At 61.8% G+C, this 19,074-nt stretch carries 22 protein-coding genes and 1 pseudogene; 20 read left to right on the forward strand and 3 right to left on the reverse strand.

The window, feature by feature from the left end; translation table 11 throughout:
* A pseudogene (locus BLQ71_RS26205) lies at positions 1 to 106 on the forward strand (IS5/IS1182 family transposase); the annotation flags it as partial.
* Positions 107 to 518: 412 nt separating this feature from the next.
* Here the strand turns inward: BLQ71_RS26205 and BLQ71_RS25460 are convergent.
* Entirely contained in the window at positions 519 to 863 is a 345-nt protein-coding gene (locus tag BLQ71_RS25460; RefSeq protein WP_229754971.1) for an AAA domain-containing protein, read from the reverse strand.
* 408 nt (positions 864 to 1,271) lie between these two features.
* Here BLQ71_RS25460 and BLQ71_RS25465 point away from each other — a divergent pair, with 408 nt between their 5' ends.
* The 8 genes from BLQ71_RS25465 to BLQ71_RS26550 all read left to right on the forward strand — a co-directional run bounded on the left by BLQ71_RS25465 (position 1,272) and on the right by BLQ71_RS26550 (position 5,373).
* Positions 1,272 to 1,649, forward strand: coding sequence for a hypothetical protein (locus BLQ71_RS25465; protein ID WP_074623739.1), 378 nt, complete (start codon positions 1,272 to 1,274; stop codon positions 1,647 to 1,649).
* Positions 1,650 to 1,657: 8 nt separating this feature from the next.
* Positions 1,658 to 2,023 carry a hypothetical protein gene (locus tag BLQ71_RS25470; protein ID WP_074623740.1) on the forward strand — a complete coding sequence of 122 codons (366 nt, stop codon included), beginning with the start codon at positions 1,658 to 1,660 and terminating at the stop codon, positions 2,021 to 2,023.
* A gap of 37 nt (positions 2,024 to 2,060) precedes the next feature.
* The gene (locus tag BLQ71_RS25475) at positions 2,061 to 2,891 is read left to right on the forward strand and encodes a transglutaminase-like domain-containing protein (protein ID WP_074623752.1); all 831 of its coding nucleotides are present in this window, start codon (positions 2,061 to 2,063) and stop codon (positions 2,889 to 2,891) included.
* A gap of 140 nt (positions 2,892 to 3,031) precedes the next feature.
* Positions 3,032 to 3,322, forward strand: a complete 291-nt coding sequence (locus BLQ71_RS26935; RefSeq protein WP_074623741.1) for a hypothetical protein — start codon at positions 3,032 to 3,034, stop codon at positions 3,320 to 3,322.
* A 220-nt stretch (positions 3,323 to 3,542) separates the two neighbouring features.
* Positions 3,543 to 4,478, forward strand: a complete 936-nt coding sequence (locus tag BLQ71_RS25485; protein ID WP_074623742.1) for a transglutaminase family protein — start codon at positions 3,543 to 3,545, stop codon at positions 4,476 to 4,478.
* Positions 4,479 to 4,668: 190 nt separating this feature from the next.
* Positions 4,669 to 4,875 carry a cold-shock protein gene (locus tag BLQ71_RS25490; RefSeq protein ID WP_043144792.1) on the forward strand — a complete coding sequence of 69 codons (207 nt, stop codon included), beginning with the start codon at positions 4,669 to 4,671 and terminating at the stop codon, positions 4,873 to 4,875.
* Positions 4,872 to 5,111, forward strand: a complete 240-nt coding sequence (locus tag BLQ71_RS25495; RefSeq protein ID WP_074623743.1) for a hypothetical protein — start codon at positions 4,872 to 4,874, stop codon at positions 5,109 to 5,111. Before BLQ71_RS25490 ends, BLQ71_RS25495 begins: the two co-directional genes overlap by 4 nt.
* A 97-nt stretch (positions 5,112 to 5,208) precedes the next feature.
* Positions 5,209 to 5,373: a hypothetical protein gene (locus tag BLQ71_RS26550; protein WP_162846295.1), complete on the forward strand. Its 165-nt coding sequence runs from the start codon at positions 5,209 to 5,211 to the stop codon at positions 5,371 to 5,373.
* A 755-nt stretch (positions 5,374 to 6,128) separates the two neighbouring features.
* Here the strand turns inward: BLQ71_RS26550 and BLQ71_RS26215 are convergent.
* Positions 6,129 to 6,311 (reverse strand): hypothetical protein, encoded by a 183-nt coding sequence (locus BLQ71_RS26215; RefSeq protein WP_133066208.1) that lies wholly within the window; start codon positions 6,309 to 6,311, stop codon positions 6,129 to 6,131.
* Between the two features lie 76 nt (positions 6,312 to 6,387).
* Here BLQ71_RS26215 and BLQ71_RS25500 point away from each other — a divergent pair, with 76 nt between their 5' ends.
* The 10 genes from BLQ71_RS25500 to allE all read left to right on the forward strand — a co-directional run bounded on the left by BLQ71_RS25500 (position 6,388) and on the right by allE (position 16,385).
* Entirely contained in the window at positions 6,388 to 8,034 is a 1,647-nt protein-coding gene (locus BLQ71_RS25500) for a thiamine pyrophosphate-binding protein (protein ID WP_074623753.1), read from the forward strand.
* 111 nt (positions 8,035 to 8,145) lie between these two features.
* Positions 8,146 to 9,177 carry an extracellular solute-binding protein gene (locus BLQ71_RS25505; RefSeq protein WP_074623744.1) on the forward strand — a complete coding sequence of 344 codons (1,032 nt, stop codon included), beginning with the start codon at positions 8,146 to 8,148 and terminating at the stop codon, positions 9,175 to 9,177.
* 3 nt (positions 9,178 to 9,180) lie between these two features.
* On the forward strand, positions 9,181 to 10,245 hold the full coding sequence (locus BLQ71_RS25510) for an ABC transporter ATP-binding protein (protein WP_074623745.1): 1,065 nt from the start codon (positions 9,181 to 9,183) through the stop codon (positions 10,243 to 10,245).
* Positions 10,242 to 11,096 (forward strand): ABC transporter permease, encoded by an 855-nt coding sequence (locus BLQ71_RS25515; protein ID WP_043144788.1) that lies wholly within the window; start codon positions 10,242 to 10,244, stop codon positions 11,094 to 11,096. The genes BLQ71_RS25510 and BLQ71_RS25515 overlap by 4 nt, the downstream gene beginning before the upstream one ends.
* Positions 11,093 to 11,905 carry an ABC transporter permease gene (locus BLQ71_RS25520; protein ID WP_043144787.1) on the forward strand — a complete coding sequence of 271 codons (813 nt, stop codon included), beginning with the start codon at positions 11,093 to 11,095 and terminating at the stop codon, positions 11,903 to 11,905. The genes BLQ71_RS25515 and BLQ71_RS25520 overlap by 4 nt, the downstream gene beginning before the upstream one ends.
* 36 nt (positions 11,906 to 11,941) lie before the next feature.
* Entirely contained in the window at positions 11,942 to 12,688 is a 747-nt protein-coding gene (locus BLQ71_RS25525) for an aspartate/glutamate racemase family protein (protein ID WP_074623746.1), read from the forward strand.
* Positions 12,685 to 13,575: a polysaccharide deacetylase family protein gene (locus BLQ71_RS25530; RefSeq protein ID WP_074623747.1), complete on the forward strand. Its 891-nt coding sequence runs from the start codon at positions 12,685 to 12,687 to the stop codon at positions 13,573 to 13,575. Before BLQ71_RS25525 ends, BLQ71_RS25530 begins: the two co-directional genes overlap by 4 nt.
* 3 nt (positions 13,576 to 13,578) lie before the next feature.
* Positions 13,579 to 14,517, forward strand: coding sequence for a polysaccharide deacetylase family protein (locus BLQ71_RS25535; protein ID WP_074623748.1), 939 nt, complete (start codon positions 13,579 to 13,581; stop codon positions 14,515 to 14,517).
* A gap of 3 nt (positions 14,518 to 14,520) precedes the next feature.
* On the forward strand, positions 14,521 to 15,651 hold the full coding sequence (locus tag BLQ71_RS25540; RefSeq protein ID WP_074623749.1) for a M20 family metallopeptidase: 1,131 nt from the start codon (positions 14,521 to 14,523) through the stop codon (positions 15,649 to 15,651).
* Entirely contained in the window at positions 15,648 to 16,385 is a 738-nt protein-coding gene (gene allE / locus BLQ71_RS25545; RefSeq protein ID WP_074623750.1) for a (S)-ureidoglycine aminohydrolase, read from the forward strand. Before BLQ71_RS25540 ends, allE begins: the two co-directional genes overlap by 4 nt.
* Positions 16,386 to 16,390: 5 nt before the next feature.
* Here the strand turns inward: allE and BLQ71_RS25550 are convergent, their stop codons facing one another.
* On the reverse strand, positions 16,391 to 17,311 hold the full coding sequence (locus BLQ71_RS25550; protein ID WP_043144781.1) for a LysR family transcriptional regulator: 921 nt from the start codon (positions 17,309 to 17,311) through the stop codon (positions 16,391 to 16,393).
* 48 nt (positions 17,312 to 17,359) lie between these two features.
* Between BLQ71_RS25550 and BLQ71_RS25555 the strand changes: the two genes are divergently transcribed.
* Positions 17,360 to 18,784 (forward strand): FAD-binding oxidoreductase, encoded by a 1,425-nt coding sequence (locus tag BLQ71_RS25555; RefSeq protein WP_074623751.1) that lies wholly within the window; start codon positions 17,360 to 17,362, stop codon positions 18,782 to 18,784.
* Positions 18,785 to 19,074 lie beyond the last annotated feature (290 nt).

Here is a 19,074-nt window from a genome sequence, read left to right on the forward strand (position 1 = left end):
CGGCAGGCTCAAGGACTGGAGGAGGGTTGCGACCCGTTATGACCGCTGCCCACGAACCTTCTTCTCAGCAATCGCACTTGCTGCGACCGTAATCTCCTGGCTTTGAGAGAGAACGAGTCCTGACCCTAAACGTCTTCGCAACATATATGAACTCGATCAAAGTCGTCCCGCTGAGAACGGCTGTGGCATATCCGCGAAAATGTTCTGTTCCCTCTTTGGCTTCGAATGCGCGTAACAACAATGGCAGGCCGCCGACAAAGTACCAGACAGCCGTCGGCGCAATTTGACTGGATGTCCAAATCCCGATCCTACTCCCAGACCATGCAAGAAAGCCGATCCAACCGGCAAACGATTCTAAGATAATCATAATCTTCTGTCCGCTATCGCTCGGACGACCCCTAACAACGATTTGCGCACGTCTTTCTTTATCGACACAAGGCCAAGAATCAAAACGACCCAAGCGGCTCCCGCAATTTCACGGTTGTTGAAGTTCTGAGTGATCCACGGCCAGATTTCGTTTATTCCGGCGATCCGAGGTTTCCGCCGTCGGGAAGATACCGGTTCAACACAGAGAACACGCCTGCAGATTTCCAAAGCTGCCTATTGCCAATCACGTACAAGGAAGCTTTTGCGCGGGTAACGGCCACGTTGACCAAGTTTGGCCTTCCGCCAACCCAGGCCCGCGCTCCGTTTTGCGAAGACATCTGCGCGCCCAGAACGAAGAACACGACCCCGGCTTCACGGCCCTGAACGGTGTGAACCGTCCCGACATGTTCCCACACCCAGGCGTTCGGGTTGTCCACCCATCCATCCAGTACACGGCTTTTCAGGATTTCCGATCGCAGGTTGTCCTGCACGATCACGAAAGGCGGTTTTGCGTTTGGACTTGCCCTTGGGTCGCTGCGGACGAGATGTAGGTGCAGGAAATTCGGCGCAGCAGCCAAAAAGACTCAACACACGCCAAGGGTTCCGGCAACCCAGCCAAAGCAACGCATCATAGCTCGGCCTTCGAGAGGCCGAGCTACGACTTGTTTTATGTAAAGAAATACTCTACAAGGTGGTGAGCCAAATAGGCTTTGCCGCATCGCGCGGCGCAGCTCTCATGACATCTATGCGTACGGTGAAGATCCGGAAGAATCGGGTTCAGGCCGTATTCCTGCCGCCGCACGTGCGTCACACGACTGCCGTGCGTTTTTGCGTGCGGCAGTCGTTTGATGACCTGTTTCGGCATCACAAAGCGACGCGGCGCTTTCTCCGCGGGAGGATTTCAAATGACCACTCCCGATTGGTTAAAGCCGGGTGTCTACGGCGCCCTGCTCGGCGCTGCGGCCCTTGCCATCGTCGGTTTTTCCTGGGGCGGCTGGGTAACTGGCGGCACGGCACAGGACAGGGCCGAAGACTTATCCCAGCAAACTCTGACCACGGCGATGGTTCCGGTCTGTCTCGACATGGCGCGCAACGATCCGCAACGCCTGGCAAAGATCGAAACGATCCGCACCGCGTCGCGCTATCAACAGCGTGATGCCCTGATGGAGGCGGGCTGGGCCACCGTGCCCGGCGCTGACGGGCCGGATCGCGATATCGCGCAGGCTTGCCTTGCCGCCATCGATCTCGACGCGCCCGACACCGGCGAGGTCGACAAGGGATGAGGCCCGGCTTGGCCCGTGTGTTTGGCCAAATCGTTGCCGTTGTCCTGTTGGCGGGACCTGCGCTTGCACAGGTTGGCACCGGCCCAGTTCCGGCACATGCCACGACGCGCAGCTACGGCGATGGCTGGACCTGCGACCTTGGCTTTCAGCTGGCCGACGGCGCCTGCGTCAAGCTGACCCTTCCTGCCAACGCCTACGCCACGGGCCGGTCTTATGGTCCGGGCTGGTCTTGCCTGCGCGGCTACGCGCCCAGCGACACGGCCTTTATCGCGATCACGCTGCCTGAGAATGCACATCTCGATCGCTCGGGAACTCGATGGCGCTGCGACAAGGAGTTTACCTCGAAGAATGGAGTTTGCGCCCTTGAGCGATGACCAGCGCTGGAGACCAGCCGCCACATACACGCCCGGACTGCGGATGCATATCGGCTGCCGCATCAGCCATACATTGACCCAGCCGACACCGATGATCGCGATCCTGAACGCGCACTACTCGCGCTTTGGCGATCTAGAGCGGGCGGACTACCTCGTGACCGAGCCAAGCGTGCCGCTGGAAAGCTATCGCGACGGGTTCGGCAACTGGTGTACGCGGCTGGTGGCGCCTGCGGGCGAGTTCACGTTGACGACTGACGGGATCTTTCGCGATGCGGGGCTGCCAGATCCGTTCAAGCCGGATGCAAGACAACATGCGGTGCAGGACCTGCCCTTCGAGACGCTCGTCTTTCTGTTGGGCAGCCGGTATTGCGATACGGACCTGCTGTCGGAACGGGCCTGGGCGCTGTTTGAACACACGGCGCCCGGATGGGCGCGCGTGCAGGCGATCTGTGACTACGTCCACTCCACGATCACCTTCGACTACATGCGGGCGGATGCCACGCGGACGGCGGCCCAGACGCTTGCGGGCGGCTATGGAGTCTGCCGCGACTTCACCCATCTGGCCATCGCCTTTTGTCGGTGCATGAACATCCCGGCGCGCTACTGTACCGGATATATCAGCGAGATCGGAGAACCGTTGCCCCATGCGGACGATGATTTCGCCGCCTGGATGGAGGTGTTCCTGGACGGCCAATGGTGGGTTTTCGATCCGCGCAACAACACACGCCGCACCGGTCGTATCCTCGTGGCGCGCGGGCGTGACGCGGCAGACGTGCCGCTCACGCAAATCTTTGGGCCGGGCACGTTGTCGGGCTTCGAAGTCTGGACCCGCGATGTCCAAAGCGACGGCGAGGACAACCGGGCATAAACACCCGGCCAACTGACTTGGGCGACACGCTGGCAATACGCCATGCGACCCGCGCCGTAGACCTTCCGCAGCACGCGCCGGTCTGTCCAACGCGACAGGCCGTGTCGCGCGTGTTTCCTCAGAAATCAAGGAGTGTTTCCATGACACAACCGACCACCCCGACCTTTTTCTTTGACAACCCGTTCGATCTTCCCGGCTTTGGTGAAAGCATCGGCACGGGCGGTTTCCAACCTGTCGCCTTTCTCGATCAGATGCTGGCCGACCCGATGATCCACCTCGTCATGACGGCGGACGGCGTTTCGGAAGCCGATCTCCGCCATCTGTACTGGTCCCGCGCGGCGCAAATGGCGCAAACCATCCCGCAACGCGCGCCTGTCGACGATGGGTCTGGCCCCTGTCCGGGAAGTCCGCGACCGGGGATCGGCGAATGAGCGACGAGATCAACACACTTCAAGGCAATTCCCACCCACGCGCAAAGGCGGACATCGCAGCCGATCGTATCTGTCTATGCTGCCGCAAGACCTTTCCGAGTGCAGGCTTTGGCGAGCGCATCTGTCCGCGCTGCAAGGGATCGATAGCCTGGCGCGGCTCGGTGCCGGAAGGCGTTTCGACAGGGCGCCGTCGTAGCGGGCGATCAGCGTAGCGAAGTCCATGACCCGCCTGTCGATCATCCACAAAACCCGCTACACGTTTTGTCGCGACATCACCTTGGGTCGGCATCAACTTATGCTGCGCCCACGCGAGACACGGGATCTCAGCCTTGTCTCTTTCGATCTCGGGATCCGGCCCGCGCCCGTCCTCGACTGGTCGCACGATGTGGCCGGCAATGCCGTCGCCACTGCGCTTTTCCGGTCGCCGGCGCGCGAACTTGACATCACGGCAAGGATGGTAGTCGAGTTGCATGCGCCGGTCTGGCCGGTTTTCCCGATCGCCACCTCGGCCATGCAGTTTCCCTTCACCTATTCACCGGATGAGCTGACGGACCTTGGCCCTCTCGCACAACCGCAATACTGGGATCAGTTCAAGCGCCTGCGTGGCTGGGTCGACCCGTTTGTCGCGCCGCAACCCACAGATACGCTGGCTCTGCTGAAGGACATCAGCAATGCCATCGCCGCGCAGATCCGTTATCAAGGCCGCGAGACCGAGGGAACGCAGGGGCCGCTCGAAACCCTCGATCGGGGCTGGGGGACCTGCCGTGATATCGCCGTTCTGTTTGCCGAGGCCGTCCGGCTCTTGGGCTTCGGGGCAAGGCTGGTCTCGGGTTATCTGTACAACCCGTCCGCCGAAAAAGTCGGCACGACGGATGCAGGCGCCACTCACGCCTGGGTCGAAGTTTTTGTGCCCGGCGCTGGATGGATCGCCTTTGACCCGACGAACAGATCCGTCGGCTCGGCCAACCTGATTGCTGTCGCGGTGGCGCGCAACATCCATCAGATTTCGCCCGTGTCCGGCAGTTTTCACGGCACCTATGCGGATTTCCTTGGACTCGACGTCACCGTCGATGTGCGCGGCGATGCGGACAATTCGACTGAAATCTCTCGCGTCGGAACCGACCTGCTACAGAGCAGCGTTGCGCCAGAAGCCTGAGGCACATCTTTCTTTGCTCGCGACCAACACCACCCTTGTGCTTTGCTGTCGGACACCCCATTTACAACAGGCCAATGTTTCTTCTCTTCGAATGCTGTCGCCGCTGACCCGGTTCCGGTTGATCGACTTGGATCGACTTTGCCGGGCTGTCGCGATCATGCGGGCAGCATTTCAATAGGAGACCACGGATATGGCCAATGGCACCGTGAAATGGTTCAACACCACCAAAGGCTTCGGCTTCATTCAGCCGGAACAGGGCAGCAAGGACATCTTCCTGCATATTTCTGCCGTCGAACGGGCCGGCATCAGCCGTATCGAAGACGGCCAAGCCGTGACGTTCGATATCGAAACCGGACGTGACGGTCGCGAATCCGCCAGCAACCTGGCGCTCGCATGAAGCCGACGCTGGAAGACCTGCTCGCGGGTGTTCCAGCTCGGGACGGGAACGGTGGGACGCCTCTGGCCCCCAGCGTTTCCGCCTCCAAGGCAAAGACCGCCGAGCCGGTCACCCAAATCGACAAGACGACCGCGAACGCCAAGCGCGTTCTCGACGAAGAAGCTCAGGCCCGCGCTGACAAGACGGCCCACCTCAAGGCTGCCCGCGAAGCCCGCGACGGCTCTGGCAAGACCTGATCGCGTAGGCCTCAGCGGCCGTGCGATGATCCCGACCCGTACAGCATTTTCCAAATGTCCCGGTGCGGGCAACCTGCATCGACATAAGGATATATACATGGGTTATTCCGTTCCCAAAAAGCAACTGGACCTCAAGGAATTCCTGAGCACGCCCGCCAAGAAGCGGCCTCTTGTCCGGAAATTCGGCAGCTTCAAGCCTCAAGTTCAGGCCCCACAAACGAGCGCGCCGCCGGTGGCCAAACCCGACGAAACCGCGGATTGACAATCCAGTTCTCACCGCGCCGGTCGGCCTGCCCATATCATGGCTGCTAGGCTATCTGGCGCTATGCATACTGCCGGTTCTTCTCGGCTTTCGTACCGCTGATCTCTCTACACAGTCTTGGTTACGCGCCAGGCTGGCTATACGCGTCGCTGGAGGCGATCCTTCATGCTGTCCGCTATGGCCGAACGCGCGCTGGTGAGCGGCCTAGAGCTTGTGGCACAACGCCATAGCTGAGCGAGTTTTTCTCTCACTTTCACGCTGAAAAGTACTTGGATGGCAGGGCAAGGACGTCGCAACGAGGGTTTTACTTAAGTCTTTGATTTTGCTTCATCCGAGCTTTCGATTGATCCCCCCGCCCCTGCCGCGCGGAAGGGATATGCAGGCCGTTTGCCCGTCTGCGCAGGGCAGAGGTAAGGCCGAGGGAAGGGTCAGGCAGGGTTGACGCAAGGATCGCGCAGGTAGCGGGCAGGCCCTACACCGGCAGCAAGACGAAAACGGCAGGTTTGTTCTCCGGACAGTGCCGGCGCCCCGAGGCATCCCCTTTGAGGACCGGGGCAACCCTAGGACTTCGACTGGTCCCAGGACCCACAGCCTTTTCCGGCCCCCCAGAGGCGCGCCATTGCACTTATCTCTGCAGCCGGCATCCTTGATGCAACGCGTCACCGGCATAGTCCGAAGTCCTTCGCCCCCTCTGTTCGAATAGAGGGGGTGAAGGCTGTGCTCATCTATGGTGGCTTTCGGCGACCTCGGACGGATTACTCTCCGTAACGTTTTGACGAAAAATCATTTTCGAACGGTTTGATAGCATCGGGTATTGCGTCATCTGCGGCTTTGATCCGCAAGCGATGCTCTACAACAGCCCCGCCTTTCAGTTCCAGAAAAGAAGAAACCAACGACACTGCAGCAACATGCAGAACACTTTTTGGAACCATACTCATTCCTATAATGATCTTTTTTCACCAAATGGAGGCAAGTATTAGACAGGTATCAAGCGGCAACTTCGAACGGCACATCATGAAAGACACGGTCCAACCCATGAAGCTGCATCAGCGACTCGCGCAGGCCATCGTGGGTCACGGCGTGACCCATCTTTACGGTCTTGTCGGAGATGCGAACTTGTTCATGGTGGATTCATATGTCGATGCCGGACTGGGCCGCTACGTGCCTTGCACGCACGAAGCGAACGCGGTTCTCGCCGCGATCGGTTTTGCCCAGACCACTGGGCGCACCGGGGTCGCCACGATCACCCACGGCCCGGCACTCACGAATGTATCCACCGCATTGGCCGAGGCTGCGCGCGGCGGCATTCCGCTCGTACTGCTCTGCGGCGACACTCCTCCGGGCGACCTGCAGCACCTGCAGAAGATAGATCAGCGTGAGGTCGTCGCAGCTACAGGAGCGGTTTTCGTCGAGATGCGCCGTCCCGAGACCGCAATACAGGACCTTGACCGTGCGTTTCGGATCGCAGCGCATCGCCGGTGCCCGGTCGTCTTCAACATGCGGGTAGACCTGCAGTGGGCAACCGTCCCAGGCGGGGAGAAAGTGACACCCGTTCTCGATTTTGCCACCGCGCCTGCCTCGGGCGGGGCGTTGGAAGAAGCGGCCGGCATGCTGGCTTCCGCTCGCCGCCCTTTGATCCTGGCCGGCCGCGGCGCTATCGGTTCCGAGGCCCGTTCTGCCTTGCTGAGACTGGCTGCCCGGATCGAAGCTCCAGTGGCCACCACGCTGAAAGCCCAGGGGCTTTTCCGCGGAGAGCCATTCGACCTGGGCATCTGCGGTGGCCTGAGCCACCCGACCGCAACCGAGGTCATAATGCAGTCGGACTGCATAGTCGCCTTCGGCGCGAGCCTGAGCAAGCACACCACGGAAGAACGTGCCTACACCAAGGGCAAGCGGGTTGTTCAAGTTCTTCCCGATGTCGAAGAGAACCCGCGTCTGGATGATCCGACATTGCGGCTGATCGGCGACATCGCCGGCACGGCCGATGCCATCACTGAGTTGCTCGACATGGCAGAGATCCCGGGATCGGGCGCATGTGACGCCGATCTCGCTGCGCGGCTGCAAGGCGAGGCCGAAAACTTTGCCCAGCTACCCGCGCCCTCTGTCACGACGAATGGCACCGTTGACATGGTTCCCGCCCTGCGCCGCCTGCACCAAGCATTGCCGCAGGACCGCGTTCTGGTGGCGGACCTTGGGCGTTTCGTCACAACAGTTTGGCGTAACATGCCGGTCACACGCCCGCAGGACCTTGTGTACACCTCGCACTTTGGTGCCATCGGCTGCGCCATGGGTCAGGCCATTGGGACCGCGACAGCAATAGATGACCGACCCACAGTTCTCGTTGCCGGCGACGGAGGCTTCGCGCTCTCCGGTCTCAGCGAGTTGATCACGGCGGTGCAGGAAAACGTCGACCTCGTCGCAATCATCTGCAACGACGGCAGCTATGGCGCAGAGCATGTCCAGTTCACCAACAGAAAGATGAAACCCGGCCTCTCGATGATCGCCAGGATAGACTTTGTGGCCGCCGCAACGGCCCTGGGGCTGAATGCGATCCGGGTCGAAGACATGCAAAGCCTGGATGCGGCCTGTGCCGCCATCGCGACACGGGACCGTCCCATGCTGATCGACCTTCGGCTCGACCCTGAGAAAATCGAGATGTAGCCGCCCACGAGATCCCGTCCTCACCAATGGCGGGCCACAAGGGGCATGCTGGCTCCTCCCCCGGCAGCTCCGCAATCGAGAATGAACGCCAACCCCAACAGGAGACCACGAATGACACTTTCCCGTCGAAACTTTCTAAAGACCTCCGTCGGTGCCGCCACTCTCGGCGCCGTCGGCCTGCCCGCGTTTGCGCAGTCCGACACCTTTATCGTCAACATGTTCGGCGGCCGCTGGGAACACGACTGGCGCCAGCATGTGATGCCGAAATTCGCAGAACAGATTGGCCGCGATTTCGACCTGGACATCGGGCTCGGCATGGCCTGGATCTCGAGCTTCCGCGCGGCCGGCCCGGAGAACCCGCCGTTCCCCGCCGTCATGCTGAACGAAAAATACACCGCGATGATCCGCAACGACGACTACTTCGCCGTGCTGACGCCGGAGAACGTGCCGAACATGGCCGACGTGATCGAACCCGCGATCCTGAAGGGCAACACTGCGGTCACCGGCATGCTGGCGCCGCTGGTCATCGCCTACCGCACCGACCTTGTGTCCGAGCCGCCGAAGGGCTGGGCCGACCTCTGGGATGACCGTTTCAAGGGGCAGTTGGGCCTGTACAAGATCACCAACTCCGCCGCGACCATGATGGCCATGTGGGCGGGCGAGCACTTCGGCTCGGGACGTGACGACGTCGAAACCGCAGTTGCGAAGTTCAAGGAACTCTCGCCGTTCCCGCAGATCGGTTACTCGGCGCAGCTGACCCCGCTTCTCACCCAGGGCCAAATCTCGGTTGCACCGATCGACCTGGGCGAAGTCAAGACCATGCAGGAACAGGGCGTGCCGATCGACTACGTCGTGCCCGAAGAAGGCATGCTGGTCTTCGATCACTCCTTCTCGGTCTTCAAGAACCACCCCGACAAGCAACTGGGCTTCGACTACATCAACTTTGTCCTGTCTCCCGAAATCCAACTCTGGATGGCAGAGAACTGGCTCATTGCCCCGACGAACAAGACCGTGGAACTGCCCAAGGAACTGCAGAAATGGCCGCTGCAACCCGAAGTGGTCAGCCAGGCGATCCGGTTTGACTGGGACGAGACTCTTGCCATCATGCCAGGCTTGAACGACCTCTGGGAACGGACGATCTGAGTTATGGCGACGGTTGAAGTCAGGGATCTGCGCAAGCGGTACCACAATTTTCTTGCGCTCGACGGCGTGTCACTCAAGGCCGAATCCGGCCAGCTGGTGACGCTGCTTGGGCCTTCGGGATGCGGCAAGAGCACCACGCTTCGGTGTCTTGCGGGCTTCCTCGAACCCAACGGTGGGGAAATCACGGTAGCGGGAGAATCCATCCTCTCGACCCCTGCCAACCGTCGCGGATTTGGCGTGGTCTTTCAGAACTACGCCCTGTTTCCGCATATGACCGTAGCCGAGAATATCGGCTACGGGCTAAAACTCCAGAAGGTGTCGAAGTCCGAACTGACCAGCCGCGTCAACGAAGTGATGGACCTCGTGCGCCTTGACGGTCTGAGTGACCGCCTCCCGCGGGAAATCTCGGGCGGACAACAGCAACGTGTGGCCTTGGCCCGCGCACTGGTACTCAAACCCAAATTGCTTCTGCTGGACGAACCGCTGGCAAACCTTGACGCCCGGTTGCGCGACGAGGTCCGATGGCTGATCCGCGACCTGCAGCAACAATCCGGGATTACCGCATTCTACGTCACCCACGACCAATCCGAGGCTATGGCCATGTCGGACATGGTCGCGGTGATGAAGGCGGGCCGCGTGGCGCAGTTCGCCACCCCGCGCGAGATCTACCAGAAACCGACTGAACGCTACGTCGCCGATTTCACGGGCGAGGCGAATTTCCTTTCCTGCACCGATGTCACGCCACAAGGTGACGGCCGCTATGCCATCGCCGTCGCCGGCACGACACTTGAACTGGGTGGCGTGCCCGGGATCGCCTCCGGCGCCCCCGCCGAACTGCTGCTGCGCCCCGAAGCCCTGGAGCTGACCATGCCGGAGTCCGGCACCTTCCGGGGCACGGTGACGAAATCGGCCTTTCTTGGGGCTGCGCTGCACTGCGAGATCACCCTGCCCGATGACAGCATCCTGAAACTGTCAGCCGAACCCAACACGCAAGTCACCACTGGCGATGCGGTCGGCATCGCAATCGACCGCAGCCACGCCTGGTTGATGCCCAAGGTCGCGCCATGAGACTGCCCAAGCCCAGGCTACTTCTGGCGGTCCCCGCCATCGCCCTGATCTTCGTGTTCATGATCCTTCCTATCACGAACATGGCCGAGATGAGTTTTCGCACAACCGGAACGTCCGAGCCTTTCGGCGAGGATTACACCCTGGCACACTACAGCCGTATCTTCGGCGATGCCTACTACTGGGGTGTCCTTGTGCGCTCGCTTTTGACCGCGGCCACGGTGACGGTACTCTGCCTTCTGGTCAGCTACCCGATCGCTTGGCACATGTCGAAAGCCAAGGGAATGAAAGCCGTCTTCCTCTACGCCTGCATCGCCTCCCCGCTGATGACCGGCGTGCTGGTCCGCAATTTCGGCTGGATGATCGTGGCCGCTCTCAACGGCCCGCTGAATGAGACACTGATGGCCCTGGGCATCATCGAGCGTCCACTGCGGCTGCTGTTCACCCAGGGGTTGGTAATTCTGGCCCTGGTCCACGTCTTCGTTCCCTTCATGGTGCTGCCGATCAACAATGCCTTGCGCAACATCTCGCCCACCCTGATCGAGGCATCGACCTCCATGGGCGCCAGCCGCCGCGACGTGTTTCGGGACATCATCCTGCCGCTCAGCTTTCCCGGAATCTATCCGGGGGTCATCCTCGTCTATGTCCTGGCCGTCGCCGCCTTTGTGACGCCTGCGCTGCTGGGTGGGCAGATGGTCAGCTACATGCCGACCCTCATCATTGGGGAACTGACGGGCACCTTCCAATGGCCCTTCGGCTCGGCCCTCGCGATCGTGCTCTCCCTCTCGACCGTCATTGTCGTTGCGATCTTCACCGCACTGACTGCGAAACTGATGGAAAGGTCCAAGGCATGAGTGACGCAACTTCCGCCTTCAGCCACCAGAGGCCCGTCAACATCGCCTTTGGCATCCTGATCATCTTGCTTTACGTCTTTCTGATGGCCCCGCTGGTCATGATCGTCGGCGCGTCCTTTACCGGCGGACTGCTGATCGACTTTCCGCCGCAGGGTCTGTCCCTGAAATGGTATTTCGAGTTTTTCGAGCGCCAGGACCTCGTCGACGGACTGCTGATGTCGCTGCGTATCGGCGCGATCACTGCGGTGGTCACCATGACCGTCGCCATGATGGCCGCGCTGGCGGGACAGGCGATCTCTGGCCGGTTGTCGGGCTGGTTCCAGCTGGGCATGACCCTGCCGCTGCTGGTGCCCGAACTGCTGACGGCTGTGGGCTTGCTGTTCTTCCTCTACAAGATCGAACTGGGCAAGACCGTGGTCGGCCTGCAGATGGGCCATATCCTGATGTCCTTTCCCTATGCCTATGTCTCCATTGCCGCCGCCATGCGGCAGGTGCCCGCGTCGTTGGAAGAGGCCTCGGCCAGCCTGGGCGCGACGGGGTGGCAAACCTTCCGCCTGGTGATCCTGCCATTGGTGATGCCGGGACTGGCGATGGGCGGGATCTTTGCCTTCATCAACAGTTTCGATCTCTACACCATCTCGCTGCTTCTCAAGCCGCTGGGCGGGAACACACTTCCGCTCGCCCTGTTTGATTTCCTGACTTACGAGTTCAAGCCCACTGCGGCCGCCGCCGCCACCCTGTCGATCCTCTTGTCGATCCTGGGCGTGGCGATTGTTCAGAAACTCGTCGGCCTGCAACGCGCCTTCTGACCCGGTTTCAGTCGGCCACAACAGAAAGTTCTCCCGATGCCCGATCCGTCGGACAGCATACCCGCGCGCCCGCGCGTCCTGTACCAGCTCGCCAGCCCGTTGCACCTGACCCGGGGACCAGAGGTCGTGGCGCGCAGGCAGCGGATGATGCAGGCATGGGCGCCCTCTCTGCAGGTAGACATCGCCTCGCCCGAAACGGGACCGGCCGCGATCGAATCCGCCTCCGACGCCGCATTGGTCTTTCCGGCCCTGCGCGACTCCGCCGCCACATGGGCAGGTGCGGGTATCGAGGCGGTCCTGATCGGTTGCTTCAGCGATCCCGGTGTCGACGCGCTGTCCGAGGTCTCCGGCCTACCCGTCATCGGTCCGGGTGAGGCTGGCATTCTGGCCGCCGTGCAATTGGGCGAGCGTTTTTCCGTCCTGTCATCCGACCCGACACCCCCCGGCCTGCGTCGCCGGATCCGCGGCATCGGCGTCGAGGGAAGTTTCGTCTCCGAGGTCACGGTGGGCTGCTCGGTGGCCGATCTCAACCGCGACCCCGAAAGCCACATGCCCACCGTCATCGACCGCGCCCGTGCTTGCGTGGCCCAGGGCGCCGATGTGCTGGTGCTGGGCTGCTTTGCCCTTTCCTTTACCCCGAACCTGCCGGAACGGCTCGCGCAAACCACCGGCGTTCCCGTCGTAAACCCCGTGATCGCCGGGCTGAAGGCCGTCGAAGCCGTGATCCAGTACCGCGCTGGCCTGCCCCGCGCAGAAACCTCTCAACTCCGGAGTGCAGAATGAACCAAACCACCCCTCCCGATGCGTTCCAGAGCCTTGTCGATGCCGCGCGTTTTCAGCGTCGCCGGCGGATACCCATCCCGGATTTCGCATACCCCGAAGGCGTCAAGATCGCCGTCAATTTCACGCTCGATTTCGACGCCATGCTGCTGCGGCGCTTGCTGAACGAACCCTGGGGCCAGAGGGCCAAGGGCGAGTTCGGCGGTCGGGTTGGTGTCTGGCGGATCATGGAGATGTTCGACGAGGAGGAGGTGAAGGTCACGCTCTTCACACCCGGGCGCATCTGCGAGCTTTACCCCGATGTGCTGCACCATGTCGTCGCGTGCGGCCACGAGTTGGCCGACCATATGTGGGAACACGAAGTCTATGCCGACCCGGCCATCGAAGACGCCCATCTGTCCCGCACGCTTGCCGCACTGTCAGCCATCGCCGGAAAACCTGTTACCGGCACCCGCTCCAGCCACACCCCGGGCCTGCTGAAATCCAAGGGCGTGGTCTACAATTCCTTCACCTCCGCCAGTTACATGCCCTTCTACGAATTGGACGCCGAGGGCAGGAACCCGATCCTGCAACTGCCTTTCCACTACGCGCTGGACGATGCGATGTTTTTCAGCTTCGGCTGGCTCGACACGCCGAACCAGGCGCAGCGTGTCATGGACGTGGACGAGGTGTTCGAGATCTGGTGGAACGCCTTTGAACAGCAGTACAGGCAGGGCGGCTACGTCAACTTCCTGCTGCACCCATTCGTCTCGGGCCACGCCATGCGGGTCGACATGATCCAACGTCTGATCCAGCGGATGAAAACCCTGCCCGGTGTCTGGTTCCCCACGTGCGACGAACTCGCCCAGCACGTGCTTGCCCAGCACCCCCTGAAAGACCAGTCGGAGTAACCCATGCCCTGGAAAGACAACTACACCACCTCCGACGAAATCGGCATCCGCGATGGCGACGTGGTCTGGCCCCAAGGGCAACAGATGGCGCTTGGCCTGACGGTCAATCTGAATCCCGCCGGAACGGCCAGGGGCATCACCGCCAAGGACCTTGCCTATCCGACCTGGCACTTCGGTCTGAACGAGGGGCTGGACGCCTTTCTGAGGCTTTTCGCCGAACTGGGCATCCGCGCCACCTTCGCCACCCCGGCCCTCGTCGCCGAGGCTTACCCCGACGTGATTGCGCGCATCCTGGATCAGGGTCATGAGATCGCCGCCCAAGGGCTTTTGGGCGAGGACCCCGCAACTCTGGCGCCCGGTCAGGAAGCGGCGCACATGGAGCGCGCCACAGAGATCCTGACCCGCGTCACCGGGACCGCACCGAAGGGCTGGTTCGCCCTATCGCGCCCCGATGATCGCGCCGCCACCGGATGTGCAACGGATGACACCGCCGCCCTGATGAAAGCACAAGGCTACGCCTATATCGGTAACGGGCTGGCGGACGACGCCCCCTATTACTGGGTCACCGATGCTGGCAAGGCCGAGGCACTGCTCGCCCTGCCCTACTACTATCATTTCGACGACACCTTCTTCCTGATGTTCCCCCGCGAAGGCACCGGGCTGGAACGGCCCGCGGCGCTGCTGCGCAACTGGCAGGCAGAGTTCCGCGCGCAATACCGGCGCGGTCGCTACTTCAACCTCTGCGTCTCCCCCGCCCGGTCCGGCTGGGGCCACCGCTTTGAGAACCTCGCAAGCTTCCTGCGCGATGCTTTGGCGCACCCCGGCGTCTGGGCAGTCACCGGCGCCGAAATCGCAGAGCACTGGGAGGCGCACTACCCCGCCGCGACCCATCTCAGGCTCGCGCCTTCGATCTGGCAGGACTACGCGGACAGCCTGAGCTGAACGATGACACTGGATAGCGAAAACATCCTGAGCGGCCTGCTGCGCTGGGTCGAGATCGACACGCCCACCGGCTCGGTCGAAACCATATCGTCGCTCATCGACCTGATCGCCAGCGAGCTGGAGCCGCTCGGCTGTGAGATCGACCGCATTCCCGGCCGCGATGGCATGGGTGACCACCTCGTTGCCCGCTTTTCCGGTGGGGACGGCCCCGGCGTTCTGGTGACCAGTCATATCGACACGGTTTGCGCCCCCGGCACGGTAGAGATCCGACGCGACGGCGACCGGCAATACGGCCCAGGCATCGCCGACATGAAAGGGGGCGGATATCTCGCGCTTTGCGCGATGCGCGACATCGTGGAGAGCGGCACCGCCCTGCCCGGCCCGGTCACCCTGATCTACAATTCAGACGAGGAGATCGGCTCGCCCACCTCGCACGGACTGATCCAGGCCGAGGCCCGGAAACACGGCGCGGCGCTGATCCCGGAACCGGCACGCGGCGACGAGGCGATCACCTTTCGCAAGGGCCGGGCCAAGTACACGCTGGACTTTCACGGACGCGAAAGCCACGCAGGTTCCGCCTTTGCAGACGGGCGCTCGGCCATCCTGGAAATGGCCCGCACCATCGGCAGGCTGGAAAGCCTGACCGACCTCGAGACCGAAACCACGGTGAACGTGGGACGTGTGCGCGGCGGAACCGAGCCGAACGTGGTTGCGGGTCATGCCGCATGCGACATCGACGTGCGCTTTGCCGATGACACGCTCGGGCAGGCAGTGGAGACGCGCTTGCGTGGGCTGACCGCAACCGACCCCGACGTGACGATCACTCTGTCGGGAGAGATCGAGAAGCCCTGCCTTGCCCGCACGCCGGCAACCCTTGCCATGTTCACACGGGCCGCCGAAATCAACGCAGGGCTCGACGCACCGATGATCGAGACCCGGTCCGGAGGCGGGAGCGACGGCAATTTCACCTGCGCCGTCGGCGTGCCCACGCTGGATGGCCTGGGCGCGGTCGGAAACGACTGGCATTCGCCGCAAGAACACATCCTCGTTTCGCCGCTGGCACGCCGCAAAGCGCTGCTACGCGACCTGATACTGACCTACGCGGCCATGCGCCCGACCGGAGAACCCCGATGACCCCCAACTTTGGCCAGACCCGTTCCGACATCCGTCGCAATCACGCCCTGCTCACCCCGGAAAGCCATGAATGGATTACCCAGCCGGATTGGCCGGGCGCCGAGCTAGCCTTTCTCATCAGTCCCGACATGGGCGCCAAGTTCGCGATGGCCCTTGTCCGCGCCGAGGCAGGGCTGACAGACATCGGATCCGCCGCAGAGGGCGTAGCGCGCTTTGTCTTCGTTCTCGATGGTGCCCTGACCTTTGCCGATGGCAACACGTTGGGCCCGGAAGGCTATGCCTTCCTCCCGCCGGCTTACGATGCCTTGCTGTCCGCATCTCCTGACACGCGCTTTGTCCTGTTCGAATGGCAGTTCCTGGCGCGGGGAGACATCCCTGCCCCCGTGTTCGGCTCTGTCGACGGGATCGAGGGCACAGCCCTGCGCGGGGATGACTGGCTGATCGTGCAGAAGATGCTGCCCACCGACCCTGCCTTCGATGGCGAGTTCAACATCATGAACTTCCACCCGGGCGCCTCGCTCGCATATGTCGAGACGCATTTCATGGAACACGGCTTGCTCATGCTGGACGGGGGCGGCGTCTACCGGCTTGACGACCGCTGGTATCCCGTGGGGGCGGGCGACGCGATCTGGATGGGCCCGCATGTGCCCCAATGGTTCGGGGCACTGGGACGAGAGCCGTCGCGCTACCTGATCTACAAGAACTACAACCGCTCACCACTGGACGAGCGATGACCGGATCACCCGCCGTATTGCGCGAAGACCGTCTTGATTGCCGCCGCAAAGGCCACCGAAGACGCCGTCGGAGTGCGCCCCGCCAAACGACAACACGACAGGGGCTTGCTGACGAACGACGGGTTCTCCAGCTCGATGAAGGCGATGTTCTCACGCTTGTATTGGAGGAAGCGTCCGATGACGATGCTGATCCCCATGCCGTCCTCGACCATCTGGCGCAGGAGAGTAAAGCTGTTGGTGTTCAGCACCTCCCGAACATCGACATTGTTGCGCACCAGAGCGTCCTGCAACATCTGGTGCAGCGCGATGGAGTGATGGGGAAAGATGAACCTTTCGCCAGAAATGTCTTCCAACCGGATTCTACGCATCCGCGCCATCGGGTGATCCATCGCGGTGATCACGTAGGTGCGCCTGTGCAAGGTCGCCAGCGTCTCGAGATCGGGGGAAGACGGGAAGTTGTAACCCAACGCGATGTCAATGTCGCCCTCGTGCATCCGCCTGAGGATTTCCGGAGTGTTCTCGACGAAAATCGTGAACATCAGGTTCGGATGATTTCGGTTCATGTCCCGCAAAATGCCGGGCAGGAGATCCGAGGCCAGCACCTCGTTGACCCCCAACCGCAGATGGCCACGCTGCAACCCCTGCAACTGGCCGATCTCGTCAGTCGCGATGCTGAGTTCGTTGAGCACGGAGGCACATCGATAAAGCAGGATTTCCCCGGCCTCTGTCAGTTCCAGCCCCTTACGCCCACGATCCCGGCTGAAAAGCTCCACTTCGAGGCTCAACTCGAGGTTCTTGATCTGCTTGCTGACCGCCGAAGGCGCCACATGCAGCTTTTCGGCCGCCGCCCGAAACGAGCCCAGCCGCGCGACCTCGACGAAATGACGAAGCCCGGGCAAGCGGCTGAGGATCTTGGTGGACGACATGGCGGGCACTCTGAGTCCGGCAGGAATCTTACAAGGAGCGCATCATAGATGAAGAAGGCTGGCATACAACTCGACGCCGATTGCGCATCCGGTCTGACGGAACTTGCAGCGGCGCTCGGCACGAAGGCCGTTCTGACTGAACCGGCCGATTGCGACCGATACGCATCGGACCAGTCAGGTCTGATCGGGGCACGCCCCCTTGCAGTGCTGCGGCCAGCGAACACCGAAGAAGTGGCGCAGGCGCTGAGGATTTGTACACGCCATCGCATCGCCGTGGTGCCTCAAGGCGGCCGAACCGGCCTGTCCGGCGGCGCCAGCAGCCCGGCAGGCGCCGTGGTTCTGTCGACAGAACGCATGACCGGGGTGATCGAACTTGACCGCCAGGGCATGACGATGACGGTTTGGGCCGGTACGCCACTGGAGACAGTTCAGACCACGGCCCGCGAAGCCGGGCTCGATTATCCGGTCGACATCGGCGCGCGGGGCACTGCCACGATCGGCGGAACGATCGCCACCAATGCGGGGGGCATCCGTGTGCTGCAGCACGGTATGACCCGGCAGAACGTGCTGGGGCTAGAAGCGGTGCTGGCGGATGGCACCATCCTTTCCCGCCTTGGCAAGACGATGAAGGACAATTCCGGTCTCGATCTGAAGCACCTCCTGATCGGGTCCGAAGGCACACTGGGCGTCGTGACACGCGCGGTGCTGCAATTGCGCCAGAACGTTCCCGACAGTGCGCTGGCACTGATCGCCGTTCCGGATCACGCCGCGGCGCTATCCTGCCTGGCCGTCGCCCGCAGGTGGTTCGGGTCGCGGATCTGCGCCTTTGAAGGCATGTGGCCGGACTATTGGGATTTCGTGTGCCGGCGAACCAGTCTCGCCGAGGCAGCAATCAGCGGGCAACATGGTTTCTATGTGCTGATCGAAGTCGAAACCGATCATGCGAATGGAGAAGACGCCCTGGAGACCTTCTTCGCCGAACTGTTCGAAAACGGCTTTGCCGAAGACGGCGTACTTGCCAAATCTCTGGCGGAAACTCAATCCTTGTGGAGGATCCGCGAGGCCGTCGGCGACGTCGACCCGGACTTTGGCCCCCACATCAACTTCGACATCGCTGTTGCTCCGTCAGAACTCGGGAAGTTTTGCGAGTCTGCTGATGACTTGCTTGAGGGTCTTCAGGACGCGGCGGGGACGCTGAAGGTCGGTCACGTCGCAGACGGAAATGTGCATCTACTGGTTGCCCATGACGGCAGTGCCGAAGCAGAGGAAAGGATCGAGACCGCCATTTACGAGCTGCTCAGTGACTGGAATGGCGCGGTGACCGCGGAACATGGAGTTGGCCGTCTGAAAGTGCGATGGATCACTCATAGCCGCAGCCGCGAAGAAATGGCGGTCATGCACACGCTGAAAAGGCAGCTTGATCCCTTTGGGATTCTGAACCCGGGTGCGCTTTTCGGGGTGCCGGAGAGCTGAAGCTTTCCGTAGCCAGTGTTCCTCCGATTACACGTTGGCAATGACGTTCCATGGGAAGAGCACTGCGATGCGGCTCTGCATGTGCCCTCCAGCGATAGCTGTCAGGATTCTTGTCAGCCAAGCGCCTTCCGTCGGCGCATCTCGTCCTGCAGCAAGCCGCCATACTTTTCTTCCAGTTCAAGTAGGTCACCTAGGGTCAGGACGCATTGATTTGGTTGGGCGAGCATGATTCACCGTTCGAAAACGAGCGGTGAACATGTCTGATCTTTTCTGGTTGAGCGATGCGCAGA

Source organism: Antarctobacter albus (assembly GCF_900101505.1).
GTDB lineage: Bacteria > Pseudomonadota > Alphaproteobacteria > Rhodobacterales > Rhodobacteraceae > Antarctobacter > Antarctobacter albus.

Excerpts from the sequence above, each read along its gene's own strand:
- BLQ71_RS25465 (WP_074623739.1), top strand. The coding sequence starts at position 1,272 with ATGACCACTCCCGATTGGTTAAAGCCGGGTGTCTACGGCGCCCTGCTC.
- BLQ71_RS26935 (WP_074623741.1), top strand. The coding sequence starts at position 3,032 with ATGACACAACCGACCACCCCGACCTTTTTCTTTGACAACCCGTTCGAT.
- BLQ71_RS25485 (WP_074623742.1), top strand. The coding sequence starts at position 3,543 with ATGACCCGCCTGTCGATCATCCACAAAACCCGCTACACGTTTTGTCGC.
- BLQ71_RS25490 (WP_043144792.1), top strand. The coding sequence starts at position 4,669 with ATGGCCAATGGCACCGTGAAATGGTTCAACACCACCAAAGGCTTCGGC.
- BLQ71_RS25495 (WP_074623743.1), top strand. The coding sequence starts at position 4,872 with ATGAAGCCGACGCTGGAAGACCTGCTCGCGGGTGTTCCAGCTCGGGAC.
- BLQ71_RS26550 (WP_162846295.1), top strand. The coding sequence starts at position 5,209 with ATGGGTTATTCCGTTCCCAAAAAGCAACTGGACCTCAAGGAATTCCTG.
- BLQ71_RS26215 (WP_133066208.1), bottom strand. The coding sequence starts at position 6,311 with ATGAGTATGGTTCCAAAAAGTGTTCTGCATGTTGCTGCAGTGTCGTTG.
- BLQ71_RS25500 (WP_074623753.1), top strand. The coding sequence starts at position 6,388 with ATGAAAGACACGGTCCAACCCATGAAGCTGCATCAGCGACTCGCGCAG.
- BLQ71_RS25505 (WP_074623744.1), top strand. The coding sequence starts at position 8,146 with ATGACACTTTCCCGTCGAAACTTTCTAAAGACCTCCGTCGGTGCCGCC.
- BLQ71_RS25510 (WP_074623745.1), top strand. The coding sequence starts at position 9,181 with ATGGCGACGGTTGAAGTCAGGGATCTGCGCAAGCGGTACCACAATTTT.
- BLQ71_RS25515 (WP_043144788.1), top strand. The coding sequence starts at position 10,242 with ATGAGACTGCCCAAGCCCAGGCTACTTCTGGCGGTCCCCGCCATCGCC.
- BLQ71_RS25520 (WP_043144787.1), top strand. The coding sequence starts at position 11,093 with ATGAGTGACGCAACTTCCGCCTTCAGCCACCAGAGGCCCGTCAACATC.
- BLQ71_RS25525 (WP_074623746.1), top strand. The coding sequence starts at position 11,942 with ATGCCCGATCCGTCGGACAGCATACCCGCGCGCCCGCGCGTCCTGTAC.
- BLQ71_RS25530 (WP_074623747.1), top strand. The coding sequence starts at position 12,685 with ATGAACCAAACCACCCCTCCCGATGCGTTCCAGAGCCTTGTCGATGCC.
- BLQ71_RS25535 (WP_074623748.1), top strand. The coding sequence starts at position 13,579 with ATGCCCTGGAAAGACAACTACACCACCTCCGACGAAATCGGCATCCGC.
- BLQ71_RS25540 (WP_074623749.1), top strand. The coding sequence starts at position 14,521 with ATGACACTGGATAGCGAAAACATCCTGAGCGGCCTGCTGCGCTGGGTC.
- allE (WP_074623750.1), top strand. The coding sequence starts at position 15,648 with ATGACCCCCAACTTTGGCCAGACCCGTTCCGACATCCGTCGCAATCAC.
- BLQ71_RS25550 (WP_043144781.1), bottom strand. The coding sequence starts at position 17,311 with ATGTCGTCCACCAAGATCCTCAGCCGCTTGCCCGGGCTTCGTCATTTC.
- BLQ71_RS25555 (WP_074623751.1), top strand. The coding sequence starts at position 17,360 with ATGAAGAAGGCTGGCATACAACTCGACGCCGATTGCGCATCCGGTCTG.